The organism is Chromobacterium sp. HL1, from assembly GCF_057418835.1.
On the sequence record NZ_CP162399.1, the window covers coordinates 1,955,166 to 1,967,634 of the forward strand.

Below are 12,469 nucleotides of genomic sequence, written 5' to 3' on the forward strand. Positions count from 1 at the left end.
CCGCGCCTCATCCGCCTTATTTCTTCACGTTGAACGCTTCCAACGCCGCCCGCGCCGCTGCGGCGATCACCTCGTCGCTGTGCTTGGCTTCTTTCTTGGCGTGCTTGGTGTAGACCGCCAGCACGAGGGGCGCGCGCTTGGGCGGCCAGATCACCGCGAAGTCGTTGGCGGTGCCGTAGACGCCGCAGGTGCCGGTTTTGTCCCCCACATCCCAGCCGGCCGGCACCGCGGCGCGGATTCTGGCGTTGCCGGTGGTGTTGCCTTTCAGCCAGTCCGCCAATTGCCGGCGTTGCGGCTCCGGCAGCGCCTTGCCCAGCGTCAGCTTTTGCATGCTCTCCGCCACTGCCTTGGGGGTGGAGGTGTCGCGCGGGTCGCCGGGGATGGCGGAGTTCAGTTCCGGCTCCCGGCGGTCCAGGCGGAAGCTGGCGTCGCCGATGGAGCGCATGAAGGCGGTCAGGGCGGCGGGGCCGTTGATTTCCTCGAGCAGCAGATTGGCCGCGCCGTTGTCGCTGTATTGCACGGAGGCGGCGTTGAGTTCGGCCACGGTCATGCCGCTTGCCTGATGTTTGGTGGTAATCGGGGACCAATTAGGCAGAGTCGTCTTGCTGTAGCGGATGCGTTTGTCCAGCAGGCCCGGTTTTGCTTGGCTCTGCGCCAGCACCCCCGCCGCCAGAAAGCCTTTGAAAGAGCTGCACATGGGAAAGCGTTCGTTGGGACGATTGGCCACGGTGGCGCCGGAACCGGTGTCGATGGCGTAGACGCCGATGCTGCCGCCAAAATCGCGCTCCAGTTTGGCCAGCTTGTCGGCGGCGACGGCGAGCGGGTCCGCGGCGACGGCCTGGGTCAGCGGCGCGGCTAGCGATGCGAATAAAATCAGATGCTTGAACATGGTTTGGGTCCTTCTGTCTGGTGGGAAAGTGTGGCGCTATCCTGATGGCGAAGGCTTGGGCTGTAAATCGCGCAAACTGTAACGTCTGTAACTTTTTGCGCCGGCGGCAGCGGTGAGGCGGGGTGTCGCCGCCGGGCGTAATCAGGCGCGGGGCCGTCTGAGGAGGGGCTGCGTCATGCCGGCGCAGGCGGCGCGCTTGGGCGAATTCTGGAAGTGCGCCGCGCACCGGCGAAGGTATAAAGCGGCATTCGCCATTTCGCTTGTAGGATTTTCATGCCGGACCTGATCGCTTTTCATCGCTGCGTCGCGGAGCTGTTGCAACACCTGGGTTTTGACGCGCCGGAACTGGCCGCGGATCAGGAGGTGCTCAGTCTGCAGTTGGAGCAGCGCTTCTCCCTCCATTTTGTCTGCCTTGATCAGGATAGCTGGTTCATGCAGGCGGACCTTGGCGACGCCTTGCCGTCGCCCGGTCCCGCCGTGTTGGCGCAGGCCTTGCGCCGCAATCAGCTGGCGATTCAAGCCTGGCAGCCGGTGGTCAGCCTGGATCAGGACGAGCGGTTGGGCTGCTGGTTGCGTTTGCCGTGCCAGGGCTGCGATTTGCCGTCGATGGCGTCCGCTCTGGACGCCGTGATTGTCTGCGCCGAAGAGTTGTTGTCGGCGGTGGACGAACTTGTCGTTTGTTAAACCCTTGTTCCGCCTATAAGCCCTGATGGGCAAACTCCTAAGAAAAGGACACTCATGAGCACGATTTCCACCCATATCCCCATGCGCGGGCTGCACTCCGCCCAGGCTTTGCGCGAGAGCTGCGCCGATGTGAACGCCGACAAGGCGCGCATCGGCATGCGCAAGGACGGCACTTTGGTGCTGTACACCGGCCGTTCTTATTTGCTGCATCCGGATCAGACCCGACGCGCCAGCGAGTTTCTGCGCCAGCTGGACCCGCAGCAGGCGGAGTCGGGGTCGCGCCGTTTCCGCCTGGTCGATCTGATCACCAGCCTGAATACCGTCTCCAATGGCCGTCGCGCCCAGCCGCAGGCGGATGAGCCGGCTGCCGCTAGCCGCACCCGCCGTTTGCGTTTTGCCGACGAGACCGCTCCAGTGGCGGAGAAGCGGCCGGTTCAGTCCGCGCCGCGCGCCGAGGCCGATGGCGCCGGCAAGGGTTTCAGCGCCGCCGGCTCTCGCGGCCGAGTGCAGCAGGCCGGCGATATGGTGGTCAAATCCTTCAAGGCGATGGACAAGGGCGCCGTCGCTCATGAGCTGGCGATGTGCAACAGCCATCTCAAGGCCAGCCAGCGGGCCCTGCCGGAGGCGCGGATGCAGGGCGATACGCTGGCGATGCCCTTTATCGCCGGCTCGACGCCGACCACGGAGGAGGTGAAGGGCGCGGTGGGCGAGTTGTTCCGCCTGGGCTTCATGATGGGGGACCCGTCTTCGGCCAATTTCGTCAAAACCGAGGGCGGCAAGGTGGTGCCGGTGGATTTTGGCCTGATGTTCAAGACGGGCGAGCGCGGCGCGGTATGCCGCAGCGTGATGAGCGAGATCGTGCATGACTACGTCAAGGGCGGCTATCGCTTTGTGCCGGAGCCTTTGAAGGGCGATTATCTGGCGGCGATGCGCGAGTTCGATCAGGTGTTGGGCAAGGACAGCCCGGCGCGCAATGTCAACGTCAAGAAGCTGCAGATGGCGGGCTGGTTCAATAAGACCCGCTAACAAACCCCCTGATCCTGCGTTGCGCCGACTTGCCTAGGTCGTAAAACTGAGTTTTGTTAGCCATGGCCCATCCGTCTGATGGGTGGCTGTGGAAACGGCGTGCTCCTGCTCGGGATGCACGCCGTTTGGCTTTCTTTCCGTCCGCGACGCCGGCGCCTTGACGCTGCTTGCCCGGCTCAGTACCCTGTGGCTCGCGCTGCACCCAATCACGCCGCGCCGGGAGTAGAAGCCCAGAGTCACTTGATCGCAGACAGGAGGTGTCCGCTTTGGCACTTCTACGTCTGCTGCCATGCATGCCCATCCTGGGCGGGCCGTGGCAGGGAGCCTTAACGGGCTACCGGTCTTTGGTCGAGTGAACCGGTCTTCTACCCTTGTCACGAGCCTGCTCAAACCTGCCGCTCGAGCGGGCCTTCTCTCAGGAAACGACTTGGAGGCCGCGATGCGATCCTTCCTTTTTTCTCCCCGTTTTTCTCTTGATCCGCTGTCCTGGCCACAGGAGGCGCGGCTATGAACGCCCTATGCGAGGTAGACGAGCGCCGGCAGTTGCTGGGCCGCGTGCTGGACGCGAGCCAGCTGGGGCTGGAGGCTTTGGACCTGGTGGTCCCCGCCGTGGAGGCGGCGGAGCGCTTGTGCCTGAGTCTGGATGCCGAGGACGGTGTGCCGATTGCCGGGCTGTGCCGGCTGGTGCGTTGGGCGATGGAGAGGACTACCACGGCATGCTGGACAATGTGCGTGAGGAGGCGGCCACGGCTTTGAGCGATGAGGGGTGAGAGGGGGCGCTCCGCGAGTCTTGCAATCTCCCGCCCTAGGCGCCGCCGCTCGCTATGGGGCCGGCGTCGGCACCTGCCAGCCGCCGCCCAGCGCGGCGATCAGCGCCACGCTGCCGGCGTATTGCCGGTTCTTCACGTTCCACAGCGTGGTTTCCGCGTTGATGCGGCCGCTTTGCGCGCTTAAGACATTGAGATAGCTGACGGTGCCGGCGCGGTACTGGTTCAGCGCGATGGTTTCCGCGCGCCGGGCGGCGTCCAGCGCGGCCTGTTGCGAGGCGGCTTCCTCGCCCAGCAGTCTTTGCGCGGCCAGATTGTCTTCCACGCTCTGGAAGGCGGACAGCACGGTCAGGCGGTAGCCGGCGACGCTGGCGTCGTAGGCGGCGACGGCTTGCTCTTTCTGGGCGCTGCGCAGGCCGGCGTCGAACAGGCTGAGCGCCAGCGCCGGGCCCAGCGACCAGACGCGGTTGGGCAGGCTGACCCAGTCGGCGAAGCTGGCACCGCGATAGCCGCCGCTGGCGGACAGGGTGAGGGTGGGGAAGAAGGCGGCCTGGGCGACGCCGATTTCGGCGTTGGCCTGCGCCACCGCGCGTTCGGCGGCGGCGATGTCCGGGCGGCGTTCCAGCAGTTGCGAGGGCAGGCCGGCGGGGATGCTGGGCAAGCGCGGTTCGGCGCCGGGCGCCGGCAGGCTGAAGCTGGCCGGTGTCTGCCCCAGCGCGGCGGCGATGGCGTGTTCCAGCTGGGCGCGGGTTAGCTGTTTGTCCGCCCGCTGCGCCTGGGCGCTTTGCCATTGGCTTTCGGCCTGGGCCACGTTGGCGTCGGAAACAATGCCGGCCTGGTATTGATTGCGGGTCAGCTTCAGCGTTTCCGCCAGCGCTTGTTCATTGGCTTGCAGTTGCCGCAGTTGCAGGTCGGCGACGCTGATTTGCAGATAGGCGGTGGCCAGCTGCGCCTGGGCGCTGAGGCGTATCGCCGCCAGTTGCGCGGCGCTGGCTTGGGCTTTGGCGGAGCCGGCTTCCACGGAGCGGCGCAGGCCGCCCCACAGGTCCAGCTCCCAGCTGGCGTTGGCGCTCAGGTTATAGCTGGTGGACGTGGCCTGGCCGGGGGAACTGACGCCGCGGCTTTGGCCGGCGCTGAGGCCCAGGCTGGGAAAGAGCCCGGCTTCGGCCTGCTTCAGCAAGGCCTGGGCCTGGCGGTATTGGGCTTCGGCCTGGGCGATGCCTGGGCTTTGCCGGTTCAGGGTGTCCATCAACTGGTCCAGCCGCGGGTCTTGGTAGATGCGCCACCAGTCGCCGCGAGGCACTGCATCTTGCGGCTGGGCGCTTTTCCAGCGGCCGTCCTCTTTGTATGCAGCCGGCACGTCCAGCTTGGGCTTGGCGTAGTCCGGGCCCAGCGCGCAGCCGGCCAGCAACAGCGCGCAGGCCAGCGTAAGGCTTTGTGTTTTCATGGGTTTCATTCCTCGGCTCCGCGGTTCAGCGCGGCGCGCGCGGGCCGCCAGCGGCGGCACCACAGCCGGAAGCGGTCCAGATACAGGTAAACGACGGGGGTGGTGTACAGGGTCAGCAGCTGGCTGAGCAGCAGGCCGCCGACGATGGAGATGCCCAGCGGGGTGCGCAGCTCGGCGCCGTCGCCGCGGCCCAGGGCCAGCGGCAGCGCGCCGAACAGCGCGGCCAGCGTGGTCATCATGATGGGGCGGAAGCGCAGCAGGCAGGCCTGGCGTATCGCCTGTTCCGGCGTCATCTGCTGTTCGCGCTCGGCGTTGAGCGCGAAGTCTATCATCATGATGGCGTTCTTTTTGACGATGCCGATCAGCAGCAGCACGCCTATCAGCGCGATGACGTTGAATTCGCCGCCGGTGGCGATGATGGCCAGCAGCGCGCCGACGCCGGCGGAGGGCAGGGTGGAGAGAATGGTGACCGGGTGCACCACGCTTTCGTACAGCATGCCCAGCACGATGTAGACGGCGATCAGCGCGGCCAGGATCAGCAGCGGCTGGCTGTCCAGCGAGGCCTGGAAAGTTTTGGCGCTGCCCTGGAAGCTGCCGTGAATGCTGCTGGGCAGGCCGACGCCGGCCAGCGCCTGGTTGATGGCGTCGGTGGCGTCGGACAGCGCGGCGCCCGGCGGCAGATTGAAGGAGACGGTGGCGGCGGCGAACTGGCTTTGGTGGTTGACCGACAGCGCGGTGTTGCCGGGCGCCCAGCGGGCGACGGCGGACAGCGGGGTGGGCTGGCCGCCCGGCGTTTGCAGGAAGATGCTGTCCAGGCCGTCCGGGCCTTGCCAGTATTGCGGCGCCACTTCCATCACCACGCGGTATTGGTTGAGCGCGTTGTAGATGGTGGATACCTGGCGCTGGCCGAAGGCGTCGTTGAGCGCGGCGTCCACCTGGGCCTGGGTCAGGCCCAGCCGCGCCATGGCGTCGCGGTCGAAAATCAGGGTGGTTTGCAGGCCTTTGACTTCCTGATCGGTGTTGACGTCGGCCAGCATGGGCAGCTTCATCAGCGCTTGCTGCACCTTGGGCGTCCATTCGCGCAGTTCGGCCAGATCATCGCCTTGCAGGGTGTATTGGTACTGGGCGTTGCTGGAACGGCCGCCGATGCGGATGTCCTGCACCGCCTGCAAAAAGAGCTGGGCGCCGGGTTCGCGCGCCAGGGTTTTGCGCAGCCGGGCAATGACTTGGTCCGAGCTTTCTCCGCGTTGGCTCAGCGGCTTGAGGCTGACGAACATATTGGCGCTATTGCGTTGGCCGCCGCCGGTGAAGCCGAGCACGGCGTCCACCGCCGGGTCTTGGCTGACCACGGTGATGAAGCGCTGCAGCTTTTGCTGCATGGCCTGGAAGGAGATGTTCTGGTCCGCGCGTATCATGCCGTTGAGCCGGCCGGTGTCTTGCTGCGGGAAGAAGCCCTTGGGCACCGCCAGATAGAGGTAGACGTTGAGGCCTATGGTGGCGGCCAGGATCAGCATCATCAGCGGGCCGTGGCGCAAGGCCCAGTCCAGGCTGCGGCGGTAGCCGTCCAGCATGGCGTCGAAGACGCGCTCGCTCCATTGAAACAGCCGGCCGGGAGGCCGTTCTTCGCGTGGTTTGAGCCAGCGCGCGCAGAGCATGGGCGTGGTGGTCAGCGAGACCAGCAGCGACACCAGGATGGCCACGGACAGGGTGACGGCGAATTCGCGGAACAGCCGGCCGATCACGCCGCCCATCAGCAGGATGGGAATGAAGACGGCGATCAGCGAGACGCTCATGGACAGCACGGTGAAGCCCACTTCGCGCGCGCCGCGCAAGGCGGCCTGCATCGGTTTCATGCCGTCTTCGATGTGGCGGGCGATGTTTTCCAGCACCACGATGGTGTCGTCGACGACGAAGCCGGTGGCGATGGTCAGCGCCATCAGGCTGAGGTTGTTGAGGGAGAAGCCGGCCAGGTACATCACGGAGAAGGCGCCCACCAGGGACACAGGCACGGTGATGGCGGGGATGGCGGTGGCGCGGCCGTTGCGCAGGAACAGGAAGACCACCAGGATGACCAGGGCCACCGAGATCAGCAGCGAGCGCTCCACTTCCTGCAGCGAGGCGCGGATGGTGGGGCTGCGGTCCATCACCACTTGCATGTTGATGGCGGCGGGGATGGAGGCTTGCAGCTGCGGCAGCAGCGCCTTGACCCGGTCTATGGTTTCGATGATGTTGGCGCCGGGCTGGCGGAACAGCATCAGCATCACCGCCGGCTGCCGGCCCAGAAGGCCGGCGTTGCGCAGGTCCACCACGGAGTCCTTGACCTCGGCCACGTCGGCGATGCGCACCGCGGCGCCGTTTTTGTAGCTGACGATCAGCGGCAGGTAGTCGCTGGCCTTGGTGGCCTGGTCGTTGGCCTGCACCTGCCAGTGGCGCTCGTCGTTTTCCAGAAAGCCCTTGGGCCGGTTGGCGTTGGTGCCGGCGATGGCGCTGCGCACGGTTTCCATGCCGATGCCGTAGTGGTTGAGCTGGCGCGGGTTCAGCTCCACCCGCACCGCCGGCTGCGCGCCGCCGCCCACGTTGACGTCGCCTATGCCGTCCACCTGGGCCAGCTTCTGGCCGAGTATGGTGTCGGCGGCGTCGTACATCTGGCCGCGGCTCAGGCTGTCCGAGGTCAGCGCGATGATCATGATGGGCGCGTCGGCGGGGTTGACCTTGCGGTAGGTGGGGTTGGACGGCATGCCGGTGGGCAGCAGGGAGCGGGCGGCGTTGATGGCCGCCTGCACGTCGCGCGCGGCGCCGTCGATGTCGCGGTCCAGCTCAAACTGCAAGGTGACGCGGGTGGAGCCCAGGGAGCTGGACGAGGTCATTTCGGTGACGCCGGCGATGCGGCCCAGCGCCCGTTCCAGCGGAGTGGCCACGGTGGCGGCCATGGTTTCCGGGCTGGCGCCGGGCAGGCGCGCGCTGACGGAGATGGTGGGGAAATCCACTTGCGGCAGCGGCGACACCGGCAGCAGCTTGAAGGCCAGCAAGCCGGCCAGCAGGATGGCCAGGGTCAGCAAGGTGGTGGCCACCGGCCGGCGGATGAAGGGGGCGGAAGGGATCACGAGAAAATCCTCATCGGCCACGGAAACACACGGAAGGACACGGACAAAAACCAGCCATGCAAGGGTTTGATGGCGGTTAGCGTTGTTTGGCTAAGGGCGATCCTGTCGAAAATGTCACGGAATTCCGTGTTTTTCCGTGTGCTTCCGTGGCGAATAAAAATCATGCTTCCGCCTCCGCCGTCTTGGCGCCAAAGCGTTTGCCCAGCCGGTCAAAGGCCAGGTAGATCACCGGGGTGGTGAACAGGGTCAGCACCTGGCTGAGCAGCAGGCCGCCCACCATGGCCACGCCCAGCGGCTGGCGCAGCTCGGAACCCATGCCGCCGCCCAGCATCAGCGGCAGCGCGCCCAGCAGCGCGGCCAGCGTGGTCATCAGGATGGGGCGGAAGCGCAGCAGGCAGGCCTGGTAGATGGCGTCGCGCGGGCTCATGCCGCGTTCGCGCTCGGCCTCCAGCGCGAAATCTATCATCATGATGGCGTTTTTCTTGACGATGCCGATCAGCAGAATGATGCCGATGATGGCGATGACCGATAGATCGTTGCCGGATAAGAGCAGGGCCAGCAACGCGCCGATGCCGGCGGAGGGCAGGGTGGAGAGAATCGTGATGGGATGAATATAGCTTTCGTAGAGCACGCCCAGCACGATGTACATGGTGACGATGGCGGCCAAGATCAGCCACAGGGTGTTGGACAGGGAGGCCTGGAAGGCCAGCGCCGCGCCTTGGAACTTGGTGTCTATGCTGGCCGGCAGGCCCAGCTCGGCCTCGGCCTGGCGGATGGCGTCCACCGCCGCGCCCAGGGAGGCGCCCGGCGCCAGATTGAAGGACACGGTGGCGGTGGGGAATTGCCCCAGGTGGTTGACGGCGAGCGCGGCGGGGCGCTCCTCTATGCTGGCCACCGCGTCCAGCGGCACCGGCCCGCCGTTGGCGGTGGGCACGTACAGGCTTTTCAGCGACAGCGGGTCTTGCTGGTGCTGCGGGTCCACTTCCAGCACCACGCGGTATTGATTGGTCTGGGTGAAGATGGTGGAGATCAGCCGCTGGCCGAAGGCGTCGTAGAGCGCGTTGTCGATGGCGGCGGTGCTGACGCCTAGGCGCGCGGCGGTGTCGCGGTTGATGTTGACGTAGGCTTGCAGGCCCTGGTCCTGCAAATCGCTGGCCACGTCGGCCAGCTGCGGCAGCCGGCGCAGCGTCTCCACCAGCTTGGGCGTCCAGGCGGACAGGTCCTCGGCGCTGGTGGCTTGCAGGGTGAACTGGTATTGGGTGCGGCTGACGCGGGAATCTATGGTCAGGTCCTGCACCGGCTGCAGGTAGAGCGCCATGCCCGGCAGCGCGTCGGCCTGGCTTTGCAGCCGGGCGAGCACGGTGCGGATGTCGTCGCGCTCCGCTTTGGGCTTGAGGTTGATCAGCAGCCGGCCGTTGTTGAGCGTGGCGTTGTTGCCGTCCACGCCAATGAAGGAGGACAGGCTGTCCACCGCCGGGTCTTTGAGCAGACGCTGGGCCAAGGCTTCCTGCCGGCGCGCCATGGCGCTGAAGGAGATGGATTGCGAGGCCTCGCTGACGCCCTGGATGGCGCCGGTGTCTTGCAGCGGGAAGAAGCCCTTGGGCATGGCCAGGTAGAGCGCGGCGGTCAGCGCCACGGTGGCCAGCGCCACCAGCAGGGTTAGCGTCTGCCGCTCCAGCACCCAGCTGAGCATGCGGCCGTAGCGGGCGATCACCCGGTCGAAGAAGCGGCCGCTGGCGTGGTAGAAGCGGCCTTGCTTGTCTTCCGGCACGTGTTTGAGCAGGCGCGCGCACATCATCGGCGTCAGCGTCAGCGAGATGAAAGCCGAGATCAGGATGGACACCGCCAGGGTGACGGCGAATTCTCGGAACAGCCGGCCCACCACGTCGCCCATGAACAAGAGCGGAATCAGCACGGCGATCAGCGAGATGGTCAGCGAGATGATGGTGAAGCCGATCTGCTTGGAGCCTTTCAGCGCCGCGGCCATCGGCGTTTCGCCGTCTTCGATGTAGCGCGCGATGTTTTCTATCATCACGATGGCGTCGTCCACGACGAAGCCGGTGGCGATGGTCAGCGCCATCAAGGTGAGATTGTTGATGGAGAAGCCGGCCAGGTACATCACGCCGAAGGTGCCCACCAGGGACAGCGGCACCGCCACCGCGGGGATGACGGTGGCCGGCACATTGCGCAGAAACAGGAAGATCACCATCACCACCAGGGCGATGGCCAGCATCAGCTCGAACTCCACGTCCGCCACCGAGGCGCGTATGGTCACGGTGCGGTCGCTCAGCACCTTGACGTCCACCGCGCCGGGCAGGGCGTCGCGCAGCTGCGGCAGCAGGGTCTTGATGCGGTCCGCCACCTGGATCACGTTGGCGCCGGGCTGGCGCTGCACATTGAGAATGATGGCCGGGGTGGCGCCGGCCCAGGCGGCCAGGCGGGTGTTTTCCGCCGAATCCACCACCTGGGCCACGTCGGACAGGCGGATGGGCGCGCCGTTGCGGTAGGCGATGACGACGCCGCGGTATTCGTCGGCGGACTTGAGCTGGTCGTTGCCGTCTATGGTGGAGGCCTGGTGCGGGCCGTCGAAGCTGCCCTTGGCCTGGTTGACGTTGGCGCTGGCGATGGCGGTGCGCACGTCTTCCAGCGTCAGGCCCAGCGAGGCCAGCTGGCGCGGATTGGTCTGGATGCGTACCGCGGGGCGCTGGCCGCCGCTGATGCTGACCAGGCCCACGCCGGGCACTTGCGACAGCTTCTGCGCCAGCCGGGTGTCGACCAGATCCTCCAGCTTGGTCAGCTGCAGCGTGGGCGAGGTGACGGCGATGGTCATGATGGGGGTGTCCGCCGGATTGACCTTGCTGTACACCGGCGGATTGGGCAGATCGGAGGGCAGCAGATTGCCGGCGGCGTTGATCGCCGCCTGCACTTCCTGCTCGGCCACGTCCAGGCCCAGTTCCAGGCCGAACTGCAAGGTAATCACCGAAGCGCCGCCGGAGCTGGTGGACGACATTTGCGACAGGCCGGGCATCTGGCCGAACTGGCGCTCCAAGGGCGCGGTGATGGAAGAGGTGATCACCTCCGGGCTGGCGCCCGGGTATTGGGTGACCACCTGGATGGTGGGATAGTCCACCTCCGGCAAGGCGGACACCGCCAGCATGCGCCAGGCGGCGAGGCCGGTCAGCAGGATGGCGACCATCAGCAAGGTGGTGGCCACCGGCCGCTGGATGAACAGACGCGAGGGATTCATGCCGTCTCTCCGCGCTTACTGCGCCGCCGAGGCGCGGCGTTTGCCGGCCGGGCCGCTGCCGTCGCGCTTGTGGCGCCCGTTTTTGCCCGTGCCCTGGGCGGCCTGGCGGTTTTGCGCGGCGCGGTCCACCACGGTGACCTTGGCGCCGTCGCGCAGCTTGTCCAGGCCGTCCACCACCACGCGCTGGCCGGGCTGCAGGCCTTGCTCGACGATGACGATGTCGCCGACGCGCGCGCCGGCGCTGATCTTGTTCAGGCTGACGCTGCTGTCGGCGTTGACGGTGTAGACGTAGCTGCCCGCCTTGCCCAGCTGCACCGCGGCGGCCGGCACGGTGACGGCGTTTTCCTGCTCGCCCAGGCTCAGGCGCACATTGACGAATTGATTGGGGAACAGGGCCTCGTCGGCGTTGGCGAAGCGGGCTTTGAGGTTGACGGTGCCGGTGCTGGTGTTGAGCTGGTTGTCTATGGCCAGCAGCGCGCCGTCGGCCAGCTTGTTGCGGTTGTCGCGGTCCCAGGCTTCCACCGCGAGGCCGGGCTTGGCGCGGCTGGCCCGCAATACCGGCCCCAGGCTGACTTCCGGTATGGAGAACAGCACGTTGATGGGCTGGGTCTGGGTGATGACCACCAGGCCGTTGGCGTCGCTGGCGTGGACGATGTTGCCCGGGTCCACCTGACGCAGGCCGGCGCGGCCGGACACCGGGGCGGTGACGCGGCTGTAGCTGAGCTGCAGCCGGGCGTTGTCCACCGCGCCCTGGTCCAGCTTGACCGTGCCCTGATACTGGCGCACCAGCGCCGCCTGGGTGTCCACCTGTTGTTTGGCGATGGAGTTCTGCTCCAGCAGCTGGCGGTAGCGGTTCAGGTCCAGCTGGGCGTTTTGCAGCAAGGCCTGGTCGCGCAGCAACTGGCCTTCGGCCTGGGCCAGCGCGGCCTGGAACGGGCGCGGGTCCAGTTCCGCCAGCAGCTGGCCTTGTTTGACCGGCTGGCCTTCCTCGAAATGCAGTTTGTCCAGCTGGCCGTCCACGCGGCTGCGCACGGTGACGGTGTAGGTGGAGTTGACGGTGCCCAGCGCGCTGATCTGCAAGGGCACGTTTTGCCGCTGCGCGGCGGCCATGCCCACGGCCGCCGGCGGCGCGGCGCGGCGTTGGCCGGCGGCGTCCGCGGCCGCGTGCTGCCGCCACCACCAGCCGCCGCCCAGCGCGAGCGCGACGACAAGGCCCCAGCACAGCGGGGAACGGTAAAACGGGCGGCGAGGCGCGGCGGATTGGGTCACGGCGGGGCTCCAGAAAAACGGCCTTGGAGCGGCGAG

Annotated in this window: 8 protein-coding genes; 3 read left to right on the forward strand and 5 right to left on the reverse strand. The window is 66.7% G+C overall.

Features of this window, described 5'->3' with window-relative positions; genetic code table 11:
* Positions 1-16 precede the first annotated feature (16 nt).
* A complete protein-coding gene (blaCRH, locus tag AB1Z25_RS08925; protein WP_486637059.1) occupies positions 17-889 on the reverse strand; it encodes a CRH family carbapenem-hydrolyzing class A beta-lactamase in 873 nt (290 codons plus the stop codon).
* 273 nt (positions 890-1,162) lie between these two features.
* Here blaCRH and AB1Z25_RS08930 point away from each other — a divergent pair, with 273 nt between their 5' ends.
* From AB1Z25_RS08930 to AB1Z25_RS08940, 3 genes are all read left to right on the forward strand, one after another.
* A complete protein-coding gene (locus tag AB1Z25_RS08930; protein ID WP_081544576.1) occupies positions 1,163-1,573 on the forward strand; it encodes a CesT family type III secretion system chaperone in 411 nt (136 codons plus the stop codon).
* A 54-nt stretch (positions 1,574-1,627) separates the two neighbouring features.
* A complete protein-coding gene (locus AB1Z25_RS08935; RefSeq protein WP_253315606.1) occupies positions 1,628-2,599 on the forward strand; it encodes a protein kinase family protein in 972 nt (323 codons plus the stop codon).
* Between the two features lie 507 nt (positions 2,600-3,106).
* A complete protein-coding gene (locus AB1Z25_RS08940) occupies positions 3,107-3,355 on the forward strand; it encodes a hypothetical protein (RefSeq protein WP_486637060.1) in 249 nt (82 codons plus the stop codon).
* A gap of 66 nt (positions 3,356-3,421) precedes the next feature.
* On the opposite strand, the gene AB1Z25_RS08945 is transcribed toward AB1Z25_RS08940, so the two are convergent.
* The 4 genes from AB1Z25_RS08945 to AB1Z25_RS08960 all read right to left on the reverse strand — a co-directional run bounded on the left by AB1Z25_RS08945 (position 3,422) and on the right by AB1Z25_RS08960 (position 12,433).
* Positions 3,422-4,813 (reverse strand): efflux transporter outer membrane subunit, encoded by a 1,392-nt coding sequence (locus tag AB1Z25_RS08945; protein ID WP_486637061.1) that lies wholly within the window; start codon positions 4,811-4,813, stop codon positions 3,422-3,424.
* A 5-nt stretch (positions 4,814-4,818) separates the two neighbouring features.
* The gene (locus AB1Z25_RS08950) at positions 4,819-7,917 is read right to left on the reverse strand and encodes a multidrug efflux RND transporter permease subunit (protein ID WP_486637062.1); all 3,099 of its coding nucleotides are present in this window, start codon (positions 7,915-7,917) and stop codon (positions 4,819-4,821) included.
* A 160-nt stretch (positions 7,918-8,077) separates the two neighbouring features.
* A complete protein-coding gene (locus AB1Z25_RS08955) occupies positions 8,078-11,164 on the reverse strand; it encodes an MdtB/MuxB family multidrug efflux RND transporter permease subunit (protein ID WP_227108026.1) in 3,087 nt (1,028 codons plus the stop codon).
* A 15-nt stretch (positions 11,165-11,179) separates the two neighbouring features.
* Positions 11,180-12,433, reverse strand: coding sequence for an MdtA/MuxA family multidrug efflux RND transporter periplasmic adaptor subunit (locus AB1Z25_RS08960; RefSeq protein WP_486637063.1), 1,254 nt, complete (start codon positions 12,431-12,433; stop codon positions 11,180-11,182).
* Between the last annotated feature and the right edge of the window lie 36 nt (positions 12,434-12,469).